The sequence below is a fragment of the Chengkuizengella sediminis genome, assembly GCF_010078385.1.
Taxonomy (GTDB): Bacteria; Bacillota; Bacilli; order Paenibacillales; family KCTC-33759; genus Chengkuizengella; species Chengkuizengella sediminis.
In genome coordinates this window covers 64,207-82,659 of record NZ_SIJC01000008.1, presented here as the reverse complement: position 1 = coordinate 82,659, position 18,453 = coordinate 64,207, and the positions used below count along the sequence as shown (strand labels likewise).

General features: G+C 35.2%; 15 protein-coding genes. 2 read left to right on the top strand and 13 right to left on the bottom strand.

Annotated features, from left to right (window positions below):
- Nucleotides 1-42: 42 nt before the first annotated feature.
- The 6 genes from EPK97_RS15745 to EPK97_RS15720 all read right to left on the bottom strand — a co-directional run bounded on the left by EPK97_RS15745 (nt 43) and on the right by EPK97_RS15720 (nt 5,344).
- The gene (locus EPK97_RS15745) at nt 43-1,254 is read right to left on the bottom strand and encodes an NAD(P)/FAD-dependent oxidoreductase (protein ID WP_162037580.1); all 1,212 of its coding nucleotides are present in this window, start codon (nt 1,252-1,254) and stop codon (nt 43-45) included.
- Nucleotides 1,248-1,586: a (2Fe-2S)-binding protein gene (locus tag EPK97_RS15740; RefSeq protein WP_170295549.1), complete on the bottom strand. Its 339-nt coding sequence runs from the start codon at nt 1,584-1,586 to the stop codon at nt 1,248-1,250. Before EPK97_RS15740 ends, EPK97_RS15745 begins: the two co-directional genes overlap by 7 nt.
- On the bottom strand, nt 1,579-1,854 hold the full coding sequence (locus EPK97_RS15735; RefSeq protein WP_162037579.1) for a (2Fe-2S)-binding protein: 276 nt from the start codon (nt 1,852-1,854) through the stop codon (nt 1,579-1,581). Before EPK97_RS15735 ends, EPK97_RS15740 begins: the two co-directional genes overlap by 8 nt.
- A 130-nt stretch (nt 1,855-1,984) precedes the next feature.
- Nucleotides 1,985-3,421 carry an aldehyde dehydrogenase family protein gene (locus EPK97_RS15730; protein ID WP_162037578.1) on the bottom strand — a complete coding sequence of 479 codons (1,437 nt, stop codon included), beginning with the start codon at nt 3,419-3,421 and terminating at the stop codon, nt 1,985-1,987.
- A 19-nt stretch (nt 3,422-3,440) separates the two neighbouring features.
- Nucleotides 3,441-4,328, bottom strand: a complete 888-nt coding sequence (locus EPK97_RS15725; RefSeq protein ID WP_162037577.1) for a dihydrodipicolinate synthase family protein — start codon at nt 4,326-4,328, stop codon at nt 3,441-3,443.
- A gap of 278 nt (nt 4,329-4,606) precedes the next feature.
- Entirely contained in the window at nt 4,607-5,344 is a 738-nt protein-coding gene (locus EPK97_RS15720) for a FadR/GntR family transcriptional regulator (protein WP_162037576.1), read from the bottom strand.
- Nucleotides 5,345-5,785: 441 nt separating this feature from the next.
- Between EPK97_RS15720 and EPK97_RS15715 the strand changes: the two genes are divergently transcribed.
- Nucleotides 5,786-6,991 carry an MFS transporter gene (locus EPK97_RS15715; RefSeq protein ID WP_162037575.1) on the top strand — a complete coding sequence of 402 codons (1,206 nt, stop codon included), beginning with the start codon at nt 5,786-5,788 and terminating at the stop codon, nt 6,989-6,991.
- Nucleotides 6,992-7,136: 145 nt separating this feature from the next.
- On the opposite strand, the gene EPK97_RS15710 is transcribed toward EPK97_RS15715, so the two are convergent.
- From EPK97_RS15710 to EPK97_RS15680, 7 genes are all read right to left on the bottom strand, one after another.
- Nucleotides 7,137-9,461, bottom strand: a complete 2,325-nt coding sequence (locus EPK97_RS15710; RefSeq protein WP_162037574.1) for an immune inhibitor A domain-containing protein — start codon at nt 9,459-9,461, stop codon at nt 7,137-7,139.
- A 299-nt stretch (nt 9,462-9,760) separates the two neighbouring features.
- Nucleotides 9,761-10,159, bottom strand: coding sequence for a DUF3899 domain-containing protein (locus EPK97_RS15705; RefSeq protein ID WP_162037573.1), 399 nt, complete (start codon nt 10,157-10,159; stop codon nt 9,761-9,763).
- 78 nt (nt 10,160-10,237) lie between these two features.
- Nucleotides 10,238-11,206, bottom strand: coding sequence for an ABC transporter ATP-binding protein (locus tag EPK97_RS15700; protein WP_162037572.1), 969 nt, complete (start codon nt 11,204-11,206; stop codon nt 10,238-10,240).
- Entirely contained in the window at nt 11,206-12,222 is a 1,017-nt protein-coding gene (locus tag EPK97_RS15695) for an ABC transporter ATP-binding protein (protein WP_162037571.1), read from the bottom strand. Before EPK97_RS15695 ends, EPK97_RS15700 begins: the two co-directional genes overlap by 1 nt.
- Before the next feature lie 43 nt (nt 12,223-12,265).
- Complete coding sequence (locus EPK97_RS15690; RefSeq protein WP_420826798.1) at nt 12,266-13,222, bottom strand: ABC transporter permease; 957 nt, start codon at nt 13,220-13,222, stop codon at nt 12,266-12,268.
- Nucleotides 13,203-14,135, bottom strand: coding sequence for an ABC transporter permease (locus tag EPK97_RS15685; protein WP_240903847.1), 933 nt, complete (start codon nt 14,133-14,135; stop codon nt 13,203-13,205). The genes EPK97_RS15690 and EPK97_RS15685 overlap by 20 nt, the downstream gene beginning before the upstream one ends.
- Before the next feature lie 114 nt (nt 14,136-14,249).
- Nucleotides 14,250-15,986, bottom strand: a complete 1,737-nt coding sequence (locus tag EPK97_RS15680; protein WP_162037568.1) for a peptide ABC transporter substrate-binding protein — start codon at nt 15,984-15,986, stop codon at nt 14,250-14,252.
- A 605-nt stretch (nt 15,987-16,591) separates the two neighbouring features.
- Between EPK97_RS15680 and EPK97_RS15675 the strand changes: the two genes are divergently transcribed.
- A complete protein-coding gene (locus tag EPK97_RS15675; protein ID WP_170295548.1) occupies nt 16,592-18,451 on the top strand; it encodes a glycoside hydrolase family 3 protein in 1,860 nt (619 codons plus the stop codon).
- Nucleotides 18,452-18,453: the final 2 nt, after the last annotated feature.

Sequence of the window (18,453 nt, the reverse complement as noted above, 5' to 3'; positions counted from 1 at the left end):
TTTTTCATATTTAAACCCTTTTACCACTGTATGAAGTGAGGCTTAAGCTTTTTTAATATTATTAAAAGACATATACACTTTCTTACGACCACTACGTATATCAGGATGAAATTGAATCGTCGCTTGATCACGAGTATGTTCAACTGTTTGCATAGCTTGCTTTAATTGAATTTCAATCGTTTCTTTTTTATTTGACAAATCTTGTACCACTGAATAGCCAGCCACTGTACCTTGTTTCATGGCTACTTTCGCGCTTTCTATACCAGTAATGTTTCCTGCAACATATAAACCCTCTAATGGAGTTTTCATCTTTTCATTATGAACAGGTACATGACCGCCTAATTCAGGAACATATTGAAAGGGACAACCAGATACTGCAGCTAACTCTACAAGAGGATATAATCCTCCAGCTATGCAAACAAAATCAGCGGGTACAAATTCTTCCTTGGATAAAATAGGCTCTCCATTCACATCCACTTGCGCTACACGAACACCTTCTACCTGCTTATCACCTACAATTTCAATCACTGCTTTTCGTAAATGGACTGGCATTCCCCAAACCTTCATCCCACTATTAGGATAAAATTTAACTGCTAAGGATTGAAGCGATTCAAATTTCATAAAATAACTACCAAAACGGATTAATTTTGAAGGAGCTAAAGAAGCAACTTTTAACATAGATTTCATCGTTGATAATGGAATGGCTTGATCGCTAGTGACCCTATTTTTACCAGGTAGATACATACTGGTAACTTCAATTCCTGCCAATTGCAACTCCCTAGTAATGGCGGCCGACAAGATGTTAATACCTACGACAACCCCTCGATTTCCAACTCTGACTCTATGTACATTTGTCATCACTTGAGCAGCTCCGATGGACATCACACCTGGAAGAGTCCAACCTGGTACAGGTAAAGCTGTTTCAGCAGCACCTGTCGCTAACAATAAAGCTTTCGTTTGAAAGTTCCCCTTTGTAGTATAAACTTTCCAGCTTTTTTTCAGTTTTTTAATATTGTAAACAGAAACACCACATTTGACTTCTACATCTAAACTTTGGGTTTTATGATATAGCTTTTTTGCTTCTTCAATGCCATTCCACCAAGTACCGTCAGGTTCCTCATGTAATTGTCCAAGTAATCGCCCACCTGCTTTCATAAACTCATCAACAACTTTTACTTTTAAGCCATTTTTGGCACAAACGTTAGCTGCAGATAAACCAGCAGGTCCAGCTCCTACAATCATGACATCTACCATAGTGTCTCACCTTTCTTAAATGGTGTTGGCAATTTTTTACCAGAGTTTACTTTCATCCCTTCCTCTACAAGAGTTAGACAAGCACGTACTGATTTTTGTTCGCCAACCTTTACACGACATTCCATACAGTGACCAATATTACAGTAGATTCCACGTAAACTCCCTGTCTCCTCATGGCAGCGTAAAACACGTTCTCCATTTGCTAACATGGCAGCTGCTATCGTCTCCCCTTCATAGCCAATAAATTCATTATCATCAAAAGTAAAATGAACCTTTTCTCGTTCTTTTAAACGACCAAGAATAGGGTGATTCACAATTCTACTATTAATCATGATCCTTTTCCCCCATTAATGAAAATGTAATCGGACGTATTGGAGCTTGATATCCTAAGGGTATATCATGCGGTGTACGATCATCTGCACACTTTTGGACAATTGTATCCAATAAAACACGACATGTCCTTCCTCCGCATTGTCCCATGCCAGCTCTGGTACGCAGTTTAAGCTCTCGTGAGGAACACCGATATGACTCTGCAGTATGAACTAATTGTTCCAATGTTACTTCTTCACAACGACATATGATTGTTTTATGGTCTCTCATGACGATCCTCCTGATTCGCTAAAAACAACATTAAGCGCATTCGTTCCTTACCCATAAGGTTGGTGTGTCCTGCGCTTAATATAATAGGTACGAGTTCAAACTTTTTGAACAACCTCTAATAAATTTGTTTTTAGAATGTGTGTTTAATAGCGCAAGTCTTAATTTCACTATAAAAACTTAAAGCAGCCTGACCTTGCTCACGAGTATGTGAGCTTGAAAGTTTCATTCCACCAAATGGAGCTTGGTATTCTACCCCGGCTGTTTCCTGATTCACTCTTACCATTCCAGCATTTGCTTCATCTAAAAAACGATGTGCCTTAGATAAATCAGTTGTAAATAAAGAAGCACTTAAACCAAATATGGTTTGGTTGCATAGTTCAATTGCATCTTCAAAGTTTTCAGCTTGTAAAGTCACAGCCACTGGTCCGAATATTTCCTCTTGTACTAGAGAATGATTCGCCTGTACTCCAGATGCAATTAGAGGTTTAATGTAATATCCCTCTTCCGAGATGGAAGTTTGACATTCTGCTATGATTTCTGCTTGACTACGAGCCATTTCGGTATACGAATTCACAATGTCATATTGAGATTTAGAAGCAACTGGACCTAAATAAGCCGTAGGATCTAGAGCATTTGCAATTTTAATTTCTGAAACTGCCTTTTGTAACTGTTCTATAAAAGCAGGATAAATCTCTTTTTCCACAATAATTCTACTAGTAGCTGTACACTTTTGACCAGATGAACGAAATGCACCACTGATCACCATTGGAATCGTTTTAGTTATATCAGCATCATTCAGAATAATAGCAGCATTTTTCCCGCCCATTTCTGTTTGATATTTAATATTCCTACTTGCACATAAAGCTGCTATTTTCCTTCCTGTATCAGTAGACCCAGTAAAACTAAGCCCATTCATTTCAATTTTCTCTAATAAAGTTTCTCCGATAACTCTTCCTTTACCAATAACAAGGTTTAATACACCTGCTGGTAAACCTGCTTCTTCAAATATTTCTGCCATCTTAGTTGCAGTTAGTGATGCAATTTCTGCAGGTTTCCAAATGACAGTATTTCCACATATCAAAGCGGGAGCAAACTTCCAAATTGGTATCGCCACAGGAAAGTTCCAAGGTGTAATAACACCAACTACGCCCAGTGGGGTACGGCGTGAATATTGTAATACATTCACATCACTAGAAGGAATGATTTCTCCGTCAGAGCGTACACCTTCACCAGCATAATAACGTAATAAATGAATTCCTCTGGTTACTTCACCTTTCATTTCAGTGATAGGTTTACCCATCTCAGAACTTGCTAGAGTAGCTAGTTCTTCACTATGTTTTTCAAGTGATGCAGCCATTTTATACAAATGTTCACCTCGAGCTGCTGCAGTAAGTTTAGACCATTGCTTAAAAGTTTGTTTGGCTGCCTGTTCTGCCTGGAATACTTGTGATTCATCGGATAAGTGAATCACACCAACTTCTTCTTGGAGATTTGAAGGATTTTTCACAACTGAAGTTCCTTCATTAGGCGTAATCCATTCTCCTCCTATCCAATTTTTACTGTTCATAGTCTGATTCTCCTTTCTATTAAATTTTAACTTCATCTTTGCTAATAGCTAGTTCATATGCTTCCTTAATTAGTTTCAAATCTGATGAACTTAATGGTAAACGTGGTGGACGAGTTGGTCCAGCAGGTCTTCCTGCTAATTCTAGCGTATATTTGATAGCTTGCACTAAATCAGGTCTAGCATCATAATGGAATAAAGGTAACAGCTTTCGATATAATGGAAGTGCTTCTTCTGTTTTCCCTTGTCTACCTAATTCAAATACTTTTACACTTTCTTTAGGTAATGCATTCGCAAATCCAGCGATCCACCCTGTTGTTCCCATTAATGGACCTTCAAAACCTAAATCATCAACACCAATTAAAATCTCTAAATCAGCACTTGCATAAATATCTTGAACCCTACGAATATCTCCAGAAAACTCTTTAACAGCAACTACGTTTTCAATCTTAGATAATTTACTTAATAATTCCGGGGTTAAATCGGTTTTATAATCATGTGGATTATTATATGCAATGATTGGAAGACCCACGTTTGAAATTGCTTCATAATGAGCAAAAATTTCTGCTTCACTTGGATTATAGTTAATCGGAGGAAGCGCCATTACACCTGCTGCTCCTGCATCTTTTGCATGCTGAACCCAACTAACAACTTGGTCAGTTGATGGTGCGCCTGTTCCTACTACTACTGGTACTCTTCCGTCTGCAGTTTCAATCACGGTTTCAACAACTTTGGCTCTTTCTTCTTTTGTAAGAGCCGCATATTCCCCAACAGACCCAGCTGGAATTAAACCGTGTACTCCTTCACGAATTAACCAGTCACAGTGATCTTTCAATCCTTGATAATCCACTTCATAATTTTCGGTAAATGGTGTAACTATAGCTACAAATACTCCTTCAAACTGTTTCATTTAAACCTCTCCTTACTGTATTAAGTTATAATTTTTTAACCTAGATTTTCAATATCCAAGTAAACAAAGGACCGTCAAATATATATAGAATTACTTTTACGGAACTTTTGTAAAAATACTTAGAACAAGATCTAAGTTTGAACAAAACCAACCATTAAATGAATTAGAATTGTAAAATGCTGATTTTGTTCAAACGATCAGATGTTTAATCCATAAAACTTAATTCCCTGATCTTAAAAAATTATAATCTTCGTTGTTATCAATTATGCATATATAAATCATTGATCCGTATATTTATCTACATTTCTACCCACATGATCTTCCATCGCTTTTCTTGCTTTTTCCTGATCACGCTCCGTAATAGCATCCGTTATATTCTGTAAATCTATCGCTTGTTGCTTTCTCCATTCAGTCGTATCTACTTTCTCTATACTCAATGATGACTTCTGAAGTATTCCATGAGTGGCCATCATAATCGCGACACGAATTTTGTTATGGGAAGCGTTTGCAACCTCTTCATGAAACATAAGATCATATTCTACCAATCTAGACCACGGTGTTTCAAAAGTACTGGATTCATCACGAAATAAGTTCGTAATTTCCTGCAAACGATCCAATTGCTCTTGTGTAGCTCTTTTAGCTGCTAAATATGCAGTTTGACTTTCAAAATCTGTTCTGAACTCACCCAACTCCTCAGCCGTTGCACCTCTAAATCGTATTAAAGCTTCAATAGAGCGTCCTACTTGCTCAGGTTTGGGTTCAACTATGATAATCCCACCTTTAACTCCTCTACGAACTTCTACAATTTTTTCAGCTTCTAAAACACGAATCGCCTCACGTACAGTTGACCGACTCACTTGAAACATCTCAGCCAAATCACGTTCACTTGGTAAACGGTCACCACTTTTTAGCTGACCGCTATAAATCGCTTCTTGAATTTGCATTGCAATGTCTTCGAATCCTCTAACAGGTTTAACCTTATTAAAGATCCCTCCTAAATTCGCTCTATCTTTCATAATGTACTCCTTATATATTGATATATTTTTAATAAAAGTCTAATGGTCTAACCATTCGTGATAATCATACAATACTCTTTAATTCGAGTCAAGAAGAAAATGAATATTTATTACATGAGATGTTATACACAATATGACCGATAATAAAAAAAATTATAGACATATTAATAATCATTAAATATATCTATACAAAGAAAAGTCATCGTTTACATGAAAACGGTGACTTAATTTAATAGTATTCATTATTATTTTCTCTTCTATATTAATCCCCTAACTCAGGATAACCTCTTAAATAATATTATAACTCTTCATATAAAATAATGTGCAAATATTTAAACAAAGGCTACAATCACCAATAATAATATCTTTTATTTCATTAGAAGATATGTTACAAATATACTAATGTCCATTAGGAGTAGTTACATAAGGAGTGAGATAGAAATGAGCAGGGTACAAATAGGTAAACAAACTGGAGAACCGCAAAACCAAACTATTTATATCATTGTATATTTGATGGGTTTTACTCATTTTCTTAATGATTTAGTTCAAGCTATTGTTCCTGCTTTATATCCAATTTTAAGAGAGGGTTTGAATCTTTCCTATTTCCAAATTGGAATAATGGGTTTTACTTTAAGTATTACCACTGCGATCATACAACCTTTCATGGGCTGGTGGGGAGATACACGATTTAGTCCTTATTCACTACCATTAGGAATGTTATTTACATTGATAGGTGTCTTATTTATTGGCATCGTAGATGACTATTATTTACTTCTTATTGGAATTATGTTTATCGGCATAGGATCTGCTGTATACCATCCTGAAGGCTCAAGAGTCGTGTATTATGCTGCAGGGAACAAAAGAGGTTTATCACAATCTATATTTCAAGTTGGTGGTAATTTCGGACAAGCATTTGCTCCTATTATGGCTGCATTAGTATTTGCGCCTTTAGGTAAATCAGGAACTCTTTGGTTTAGTGTTGCGGTAATGATTGCGATACTCTCTCTTCTGAAAGTATCAGCTTGGTATAAAAAAACTTATAGTCTTCAAGTTTTAAAGAAAAAACAAGTTGATCATCAGACATCCCATATAGATAATAAAAAAATAATATATGTCTTCTCCATTTTAGTTATTTTTATTACAGCAAGAACATGGTATTATTCAGGGATCACAAGTTTCTATCAGTTTTATATTATGGAAAAATATCATCTCACTTTTAGTGATGCTCAAGTGTATGTTTTTCTCTTTTTATTTGGTGGTGTGTTAGGTACTTTTTTAGGGGGAACGTTATCGGATCGTTGGGGTAGAAAGAATATCATGTTATTATCTATGTTTGGTACAGTCCCCTTTTCATTAGCTCTGCCATTCGCTAATCCCTTTTGGGCTATGTTACTTTGTTTCATGATAGGGTTTATCATGCTTTCTAGCTTCACTGTTATGGTAATTTATGCTCAAGAATTGATTCCTAATAAAATTGGAACTGTCACTGGTATTATACTAGGATTAGCTTTTGGATTAGGTGCGATCGGTTCAGGAGTACTCGGGTTAACTATTGAAAATATTGGTTTAGATCAAGTCATGTACTGGTTAAGTTTTTTCCCATTAGTAGGCGTATTACTTATTTTTCTTCCAAAAGGAGGAAATTGATAAACATCAACAATTTGAAGATATACTTTTTCTAAGTTCGATTTAAAAGATTAGAAGAAGATGTCCTAATACGAAGAACCCGATTTAAGGTAGGGTTCTTCGTAGTTGATTCATTTAATATGAATTTTTATATAGAATCAATAGTTTATCGGAAAATCAGTATTTTCCCTACAGATTGATCATCACTTTCTCCTATAACACGAATCCTAAGGCCGTAATTAGGGATGTTACGTCCTGCATCAGGTTGGCCAGAATTCAAATAGGATTGGCTATCATCAAATAATGGTGTTTGTTGAGTAAAGTTATCTGTAATATCCGCACCATATAAGTAGTTATAATCAACATATAACTTTTCTGTTTTATTTAAACTAAACGCAGCATCATGGACTTGATAACGAGTTGAAGCAAGATATCGATCACTCCACGTGATAGTATGTTGGTCTGCATCAACAACACCTAAAAACCCTTCGCCAGGATGGCTACCTACAGCATTATTATCTGCAGTATGATCCACGTACCATACAACTAGTCCTGGGTCATATTGCATAATGCTTTTTCCAAACTTAATATGTGCTAAACCTTCATCTACTCCCTGGTGATTTCTCCATTCAAGTAAATAATAGTGATCACCTATAAATTTCCCTTCATTTAATTTAAATCCATCAAAGGAGAATGCTGATTCAGATTCGGCATCGTCAAAAATGACTACCTCACCATCTACACTGATTTCTATTTCATCTACCCACAATCCAAGTTCAATTGTGTTTGTATCCGTTAAGTAATTAAATTTTAATTCAATACTTTGCCCAGCAAAATCAGATAAGTCAAAAATCCCATCAATCCAGCCATTACTATGTCCAGTAATTCCATGTCCAGGATTTCGGTCTTCATAACCTTCTTCTGTTGTAATATTTCCTGGTATTGTAACCCAAACATTAGAGTTTTCTTCTTTTACTTGAATAGAAGCGAAATCAAAATCTTGCTCGATTTCATACCAAGTTTTAAATGTTAAAGAAGCTTCAATCGCATCCGATAAATCCACAGAAGTGATTAGAGAATGATTTAAATAATCACCTTTCCCACTATGGTAAGCATAACTTCCACTGAATGGCTCATTAATTTCAATCACTTTTTCAGGTAATTGGATTTTGACTACATCATGATTTGTTCCTTTAGAACTAGCTTGATCTATTAAAACTTCAATACCTTCACTATCAATATCGTCTAAGTCAATCGTTGTTCCTGTTAACCAATTCCCACCTATTGTTGCTTGAATAAATTCTTTAGCAAAAGGACTAAACCCTGATGGTTCTGTACCAGGTAGCGTACCAGACCAACTTCCTCTAGCCATAATAGACCAATGAGAAATTGGTTCACCTAAACCTGAATTTGACGTATCGTACTCATCTGGTAATCCTAAATCATGGCCATATTCATGTGCAAATACCCCAGGAGCTCCACTTGCAGGTTGCATGGTATAGTCATATGCAGAGAAATCCGTTCCAGGTATATCGTAAATTTCTTCTAAATTCCAGCGATAAGACCATATAGCATCACTGCCTAGTCCACCGCCGCCATCATCTTCTCCAACGCTAGAATGTACAATCATTAGATGATCTATAATCCCATCCGATTCTCGATAATTCCCATCTCCATCTAGGTCATATCGATCTTCGATATCAAACTTAGATAAATCAACATCTTCATCCTGTCCTACTGCATCTAGCGCTTCAAGTATAAGTTCTTTTCTATTTTTGTCCCTTACTCCATCAATGTTCCCTCCATAGTAAGCTGCTGGGTTTTGCGCCATATACCACCCAGCTATTTCTCCATCAATAGAATAACTTCCGCCAGACTGTTGTTCATAAAATTGCTTTACAGAAATAAATGTTTCTCCATTAGGTCCTATATAACCGTTTTCACCAAAAACCAAGTTCTCATAATGCTCTTTTGAATACTCATCATAATAATGATCCGTATCTTCCGGTTGAATAGATGTTGCTGGATAATCAGGATATTCAATTAGTAATACTAGAACATTATCAATTTGAGTTGAACCATCCCAGTCTTCGATATCAACTGACTCTACCTCTTCAGCTAATCCTAATTTGTTACCCGCTCCATTAACTATAGGAGAGTTATTATATTGTTCCATTAAGTAAGCTTGTCTCTGAACTTCATTTGAATACAGTTCACCTTTTTGTTTAGTAAATGTATCCTCAAATTCTTGAATATATTGTTTTAATCGCAATTGACTTTCTTCTGGTGAAGCATTATCTGCTATATAACCACTATCTTTCAACATTTCAATGACTCTATCTTCATTACTGGCTGATAAATGAGAGTTATGAGAATAAGTTGTTTCTTTAAAAGACTCTATGGATTTATTACCATCGTCCTTAGCTAATGCAGGACTTAGTATACTAACACCTAAAGCGAGAGCCATTGCAGCGGATAAGAATTTTTTCATTTTTTGATATATCCTCCTTAAATATTGTTTTTATATTTCACATTATATAAAACTAGTTTCACCTCCTTGACTAAATATAGTAAGAGTACATTTCAATAATCCATTATGTCATGATACAGATTTGAAAACGTTCATAAAAGTTAGCAACAAGACTAATGTGATGAAATTTGTTATGAGCTTAATTAAATAAGGGTGATTTTTTAAGGAATTGTAGTTGAAATTTAAGATACATAGAACAATTTTATAATTTTCTATTATTGCATAATAGAATTGAATACTTTCATAGTTAAATTCTTTAATTAAGAATGTATAAACAAAACAACGAATGACGTAATCATTAATGTAATTGCTGTGATGAGTGGGAGCAGTATAGATTCTTTTCTTAAATTCTGTTTTTTTAGTCTCAATTTTTCTTTTTCTTTAATAACATCAGAGGCAATTTGATAATCCACCAAACTTTCATTTAATTGTTCCTTAGATGGTTTTTTCCTTCTAATCATGAAATGATATAAAGGTTGAAACCATCCATTGGAAATATAAATCATTGCACTCATAGATAAAAGCAAAATGCCAATCACAAATGAAACATTAATAAGTGTTAGGTATATGCTAATGTCATAAAAAAACAAACTGTAAAAGACACAAAAAATCATTGCTGATACAGGTGTGAGGATTCTTAATTTTATTGGCAAGTTCAAAAACACACCTCCAAAAAAAAGTTCATAATGAATAAATACTTCTATTTAATAAATAAGTGATTCATCTCATTTTTTTTATTAATACAAATGACATGCTACAAAATGGCCACTTTCCACTTCTTTTAAAGCAGGAACTATTTCTTCGCATTCTTTTGTTGCATGAGGGCATCTAGTTCGAAAATGGCAGCCACTAGGTGGATTCATTGGACTTGGAACATCTCCTTGTAAAACAATACGTTCTCTTGCCATTTCCACTTTTGGATCAGGAATTGGAATTGCTGATAAAAGAGCTTGAGTGTATGGGTGAAGAGGTTTTTCATATAACTCCACACTCTCTGATACTTCAACAAGTTTTCCTAAGTACATCACACCGATTCGATCTGAAATATGTTTTACCATAGATAAATCATGGGCTATAAATAAATAAGTAAGGTTTTCTTCTTCCTGTAAATCCTGAAATAAATTAACCACCTGAGCTTGAATAGATACATCAAGTGCTGAAATCGGTTCATCTGCAATAATAAATTTCGGTTTTACTGCTAGGGCTCTAGCAATTCCTATTCGTTGACGCTGTCCACCAGAAAACTCATGTGGATAACGATTCGCATGATTTTTCTTTAAACCAACTTTATTTAATAATTCAAGTACCTTATCGTATTTACCAGCCTTATCTCCTTTGTACATTCCAAGAGCATCCATACCCTCAGAAATAATTTCAGTAACAGTTAATCTTGGATTAAGCGAAGCGTACGGATCCTGAAAGATCATTTGCATATCCCGATGTAATCCATACTTCTGTTTTTTATTCATTTTCACAATATCTTCGCCTTTAAAATGAATTTCACCACTACTTGCATTATATAATTGTAGTATAGTACGTCCTGTGGTAGATTTCCCACATCCAGATTCACCTACTAAACCAAAGGTTTCACCTTCCAAAATTGAAAACGATACATCATTTACAGCTTTCAATTTACGTCCTCCACCAACACTAAACTCTTTAGATAAATTTTTAACGTCCAATAGTGTATTTGTTGTTTCACCCATTATACTCTTCCCCCTAAGTGTACCGGTCTCTTTACTGTTGGAGCTGAAGGATCTTCTAACCAACAGTTTACTTTATGAGTAGAAGACAAAGCCGTTTCATCTGGATATTCCTCTATACAAGCCTTCATAGCGAATTCACATCGTTCTGCAAAAGGACAACCTTTTGGAGGGTGTATCAATTGTGGAGGTGTTCCAGGAATAGATGCCAACCTTCCACTTTCTTTTGAGTCAAGACGTGGTACTGATTCTAACAAACCCCAGGTATATGGATGCCGTGATTCATAAAAAATTTCGTTTAATGTACCTTGTTCAACGATTTTACCAGCATACATGATGATTACACGTTGAGCTATATTTGCTACGACCCCTAAATCATGTGTAATTAACATAATTGAAGTATGTAATTTTTTTTGTAAATCTTTCATCAATTCAATAATCTGAGCTTGGATAGTAACATCCAGAGCAGTAGTTGGTTCATCTGCTATTAACAATTTAGGATTACATGCTAATGCAATGGCAATCATCACTCTTTGCCTCATCCCACCACTAAATTGATGCGGATAACTAAATATAAGCTTATCAGGGTTTGGTAATCCAACTAATCCTAACATTTCTATTGCTCTTCGTTTAGCTTCTGGTTTTGTTAATCCTTGATGTTTTATTAACCCCTCTACAATTTGTCTTCCTATTTTCATCGTTGGATTTAAAGATGTCATAGGATCTTGAAATATCATGGAGATTTCTGCACCGCGAATTTTTTGCATATTTTTTTCAGGTTGAGTTGTTATATCTAACCCTTCAAATAAGATAGAACCAGATTTATAACGTCCAGGGGGCATTGGGTTCAAGCCAATGATTGCCTGTGATGTAACACTCTTACCAGAGCCTGATTCTCCTACAAGAGCAACTACCTCCCCCTTTTTAAGTTCAAAGTTGATCCCACGAATAGCTTCTACTTCTCCTTGAAATGTATCAAATGAAAAGCTTAAACCTTTCACCTCTAATAGATTGCTCATCGTCATTGAAACCTCCTTATGCTATACATAGTAATGGCATTTTTTATTTTCGCAAACGAGGGTCAACTGCATCCCGTAAGCCATCTCCAAAAATACTAAATGCTGTGACAATAAGAGTTAAAATCGTAGCTGGAATAAATAATAGATAGGGTGAACCAGTTAATAGAAATTTCCGTCCATCATTAATTAAAGTTCCTAGAGAAGCATCTGGAACAGGTACACCTAATCCAATAAAACTTAATACAGCTTCTGCAAAAATAGCATAAGGTATCGTAAAAGAAATATTTACTAATACTGGTCCAACCATGTTAGGAATAAGATGAACTCGCATCATTTTTGCTGGTTTCGTTCCAAGAGAACGAGCGGCTAAAATAAATTCTTTGTTTTTCAAACTTAATACTTGTCCTCGCACGAGACGTGCCATACCAGCCCATCCTGATACTGCAATTGCAATGATAATGGCAGTGATCCCAGGCTCTAATATGATAACAAGTAGTATTGTAATGATAATATTAGGAATACCTACTATAATTTCTATAAACCGCATCATGATAAAGTCTGTTCTACCACCAAAATAACCTGAAATTACACCATAAACGATACCGAATACGACATCTAATAGCGCAGCTACAACACCTATTAGCAGTGATACTTTAGCGCCTTCCCACGTCCTAGTCCACATATCTCGACCTAAATCATCTGATCCAAACCAATAACTACCTTCCATTGTTGGCTTAAGTTTAATCATTTCATAATTTTGAGAAGTTGCATCATGTTCGTTCATAAATGGACCAACAAATACCAATAATGTGATCGTAATTAAAACAGCAATGGATACCATTGCAGGTTTATGTTTCTTTAATCGACGCCATACATCTTGTGAAAAAGAGACGCTTTTATAATCTTTTTCATTTGCAAAAAGGGTCTCTTTATTTAACGGAGTAAATTTTTCATTAGTTGTGCTTGGATTTGTATTCATTCTATTCACTCCCTCCTGCAACACGGATTCTAGGATCAACAACAGAATATAAAAGATCAACGATAAATAATGCTACGATATACATCACTGCATAAAATAAAGTTAACCCCATACTAACAGTGTAATCCCTACTTAATACGGATTTAACTAATTCTGTACCTAAACCTGGAATCGAATATATTTGTTCGATAACCAATGACCCTGAAATTGTAAACAATATAACAACTGGTAGGCTCGTGATAATTGGAATTAAAGAGTTTCTAAAAGCATGTTTGAATATGATTGCTGTACTAGATAATCCTTTAGACTTTGCAGTTTTTATATAATCCTGACCAAGAACTTCTAACATTTCAGACCTCATCATTCTTGCATAGTATGCAAACATACTTAATGCTAGAGCAATGGAAGGCAGAATGACATGTTCATAGGTTCCCCAAAGCGCCGAAGGAAGTAGTCCATTTCCAGCAATCAAATATTGCAGTGCAACAGCAACTACAAAACTAGGTATTGCAAAACCAATAACAGCAAACCCTACAGCTGCATAATCAATAGCAGTTCCTCTTCTTAATGCTGCTATCATTCCTAAGATTATGCCTAATGGAACACTAATAATAAGTGCATGAATACCAATAATTGCTGATGGGGCAAATTTCTCAGCTATAATTGTAGTTACTTCTCTGTTTTTGATTCGATAAGAAACACCAAAATCTCCTTGTACTACATTAGAAAGATATAATACATATTGCTCTGGAATTGATTTATCAAGTCCGTATTGAGCCATCATATTCTCAAGAACAGCTTCTGGAATTCTTTCATCATCAAAAGGCGTTCCAGGTAACAACTTCATAAAGAAAAAAGAAATTGTTATGATCACCCATAGTGTGATAATCATAAAAGCGAAACGCCTAAGTAAGTATTTCCCCAACTTTCTCATCTCCAATCTTATAATGTCACAGGCACATTCAATGCATTTTAAAGTTAGAAATCAAGGTATATGTATTGGTACATATACCTTGATTTCTTTTAATATAAAATTTCACAACAAATTTTATTTACCAGATATATATGCCCACTTATAAGTTCTACTAGGTCCTGTTGAATGAACTGCAACATCTTTTAAATATGATTTTTGTAGAGAATAAAATCCATCATGTGACATTGGAATAAATGAAAAATTGGATAAAACTAATGATTCCATTTCAGCGTATAATTTATATTTTTCTTCTTTATCAATAGTATTTTGTGTTTGCTCTAATAAAGCATCATATTCATCCATTGCAAACCCATTTTTAGGGAATCCTGATGTGCTTGAGAATAGATCTAAATAAGTACTTGGCTCATCATAATCTGCAAACCATCCTGCATATATGATATGGTAGTCTCTTGAATTAAATAATGATTTTCTAATTTTTGAATCAGTAACTGTGATTTCTAAGTTAACACCTAACTTACGATATTGCTCTTGTAAATATTGAGCTTCTTTACTTTGTCTTTCATAAATACTCAGTCCTAATGTTGGTAAATCTTGACCTACCTCTGCCTTTGCTTCTTCAAGAAGTTGTTGTGCTCTTTCAAAGTCATATGCAAGAAAATCAGTATGTTCTGGATTCGTTGAACGATAATCTTGATCAGGTGTTGTGCCAGCTAATCCAGGTGGAATGAGTCCAGTACCAGGTACATGTAATCCTCCAAATGCTACATTAACTAACTCTTCACGATTTACCCCAATCGCCATAGCTTCGCGGAATTTCTCGTTTCTTAAAAAGTCTCCTTCTACACCATCAGCTTCCATATTTAATACGAACCACCAAGTTTGAATCCTAGCATATTGTGTAGCTTCTTCAGAATCTTTATATTGATCTACATAATCGTTAGGAACTCGAATCGCATCAACGCCATTACTGTTGTATAGTTGAACTTGTGTATTTTCATCAGCTACATCTGAGAATACTATTTTGTCAAGTTTTACTGCTTCTTTATCCCAATACTTCTCGTTTTTAACTAATACTATTTTTTCATCATGAGACCATTCAGATATAGCAAACGGACCTGAATATAACATTGTATCTGCTTCCGTGGCATATCCATCTAATCCGCCAACTTCTTCATAGTACTTTTGATTCACTGGAAAGAAAGTAGGAAATGCTGTTAATTCTAAAAATGCTGGATGTTGCCTTGTTAAAGTTACTTGCAAAGTTTTATCATCTAATGCTTTAATACCTACTGCATCCTTAGCAGCTTGGATTTGTGTTTCAGCTTCTGCTTCATCTTCTGGTACTTCCATATAAGCTAATTCTGCAGCGTTTTCAAGTGCTATAAGCTCAAACAACCAAGAGTATGGAGAAGCGTTTCTAGGATCCATTGCTTCCTTCCAACCAAATTCAAAGTCATGAGCAGTAATTGGTTCACCATTAGACCAAATTACATCATCTTTAATTTTGAAAGTATACGTAAATCCATCTACTTCAAAACTTTCTGCTAATCCATTTTCAAGAGTAGCACCGTCTAAACCTTTTCTCATTAAACCTTCTTGAATATTATTCGTAATTAATTGATCTTGCGAATAATTTGCTTGACCAGGATTTAATGCTGTAGGTTCACCTGCTGTTAAATTTAAAACTTGCTCTCCCACACTACTACTTCCCTCTTCACTGCTATTATCAGTTTCAGAAGAATTGGATGGTTCAGTAGAAGATGTTTCTTCTCCACCACAAGCTGCAAGACCTACAATTACAGCCATAAACAATGCTAAAATCATCATCATTCTCTTGTTACTACTCTTCATCATGTTATCCTCCTTTTAATTACATCATTCAACTTTGTCACACAATTTTATTACCTAACCCATTACTTCATTTAGTAGAGTTTTTCATTTTCATAAATTCATTAATGAAATGTCAAAATAAATATTAGGAGATATAAAGGCTGAACAAGTCTAAGATGCCTATTTGGGAGTTGATATGTTCTGAATCTATCTATTAAATTTTTCGTTAATGAAATTTATAAACCTCACAACTGATGGAAACGCTTACTCGTTGGTATGTATAATATAGGTGTGTAAAAAGTGAATTAATCTCCTCTCTGCATTCGCAGCGGTTTAGGACAAGGGAAACTTTGTCCGTTGATCTCCCCCTCATAAATGTCCAATGGTATAACCTTTAAATATCTAATGGTCTAACCATTTGATATAAATATCATATAATATTCTGAAAATTGAGTCAAGATGAAAATGTTTTCATTTCGTAGTTTCTTTATTTTTTTAAATCAGACTGTCCGTATCAATTTAATGCTATAAATAACAAAATAGTGTTGTAAATCAATGTATGAACAGACTTTAATGGAATACTTTTTAAATGATGTAACAAATGAATATACAAGGGAGGAATTACAATGGTAATGAACAAATTTGTTTTTAGTAAGAAGTTGTTCGTGTTCTTACTCAGTACAGTATTGTTGTTTAGTTTATTGATTCCCTCAATGGGTGATCCCAAAGTTGTAAATGGAGAAGCACTAGTTTATCAGGACCCCAATGCGGCGATTCCTGATCGAGTAACAGATTTATTAGCCAGAATGAGTTTAGATGAAAAAATAGGTCAAATGACACAAGTTGATCGCACTTTTTTAAATAGTGATAACGATATTGCAACCTATTATTTGGGGTCCTTATTAAGTGGTGGAGGATCTGCCCCAACACCAAACACCCCTGAAACTTGGGCTGATATGTATGATCATTATCAATCTATAGCACTTACAAACAACCTCAGTATTCCAATCATATATGGCATAGATGCTGTACATGGACATAATAATGTGTATGGTGCAACTGTATTTCCACATAATATTGGCTTAGGTGCAACTAGAAACCCTACTCTATTAAACCAAATAGGTGAAGTCACTGCTAAAGAGGTAGCTGGAACAGGAATTGACTGGACATTTGCACCAGCTCTTAGCGTAGCTAGAAATGAACGTTGGGGACGTACATATGAAAGCTATGGTGAAGATCCTGAGATTGCTAGTTCATATGCTACGATCATAGAAGGTTTACAGGGTACTAACTTAAATGATCCTTCCACCATTTTAGCTACAGCAAAACATTGGGTCGGGGATGGTGGAACTACAGGCGGGGACGATCAAGGGGATACTCAAATATCTGAACAAGATTTAAGGGACATTCATATAGCTCCATATATTAATGCCATCAATAGCGGAGTCGGATCTATTATGATTTCATATAGCAGTTGGAATAGTGAGAAACTTCACGGTCATGATTACTTAATTCATGATGTGTTAAAAGGCGAACTGGGTTTTGATGGTTTTATCGTGTCTGATTGGGCTGCTATTGATCAATTGCCAGGAGACTATGCAAGTGATGTTAGAACTTCGATTAATGCAGGAATCGATATGATTATGATCCCTGATAATTACGTGAATTTCATCAATACATTACGTACTGAAGTTAATGAAGGTCGCATCTCAATGAATCGAATCGATGATGCCGTTTCTAGAATATTAACAAAAAAATTTGAATTAGGTTTGTTTGAAAACCCATATACGGATCGTACTTTCACAGCTTCTATCGGATCACAAGAACACAGAGATGTTGCAAGAGAAGCTGTAAGGCAATCTTTAGTACTTCTTAAAAACGAAGGAAATATTCTCCCATTGTCTAAAGACTTAAATAAAGTATTTGTAGCAGGGAAAAATGCAGATAATATCGGAAATCAATCAGGAGGGTGGACGATAAGTTGGCAAGGAACAAGTGGAGATATAACTTCTGGTACTACCATCTTAGAAGGGATTCAAAATACTGTCTCTCCAAACACTACAGTCACATACAACGAAAGAGGAATTGGAATTAAATCTGATTATGATGTTGCCATTGTAGTCATAGGGGAAAGACCTTATGCTGAAGGTAACGGAGATAAACAAGGAAGTTTTGGACTAGAACGTACTGATTTAACCCTTTTGGATAAGATGAAAAGAGCTGGTGTTCCAACTGTTGTTATCTTAGTGTCAGGTAGACCACTTATTATCACAGATCAATTGACCGATTGGAATGCTTTAGTTGAAGCTTGGTTACCAGGAACAGAAGGAGATGGTGTTGCAGACGTAATTTTTGGGGATTACAACTTTACTGGAACTTTACCTATGAGTTGGCCTCTTACAGAGGAGCAAATTCCTATTAATATTGGTGATCCACAGTATGATCCGTTATTTCCTTATGGTTTCGGATTAACATACCAACCATAGAT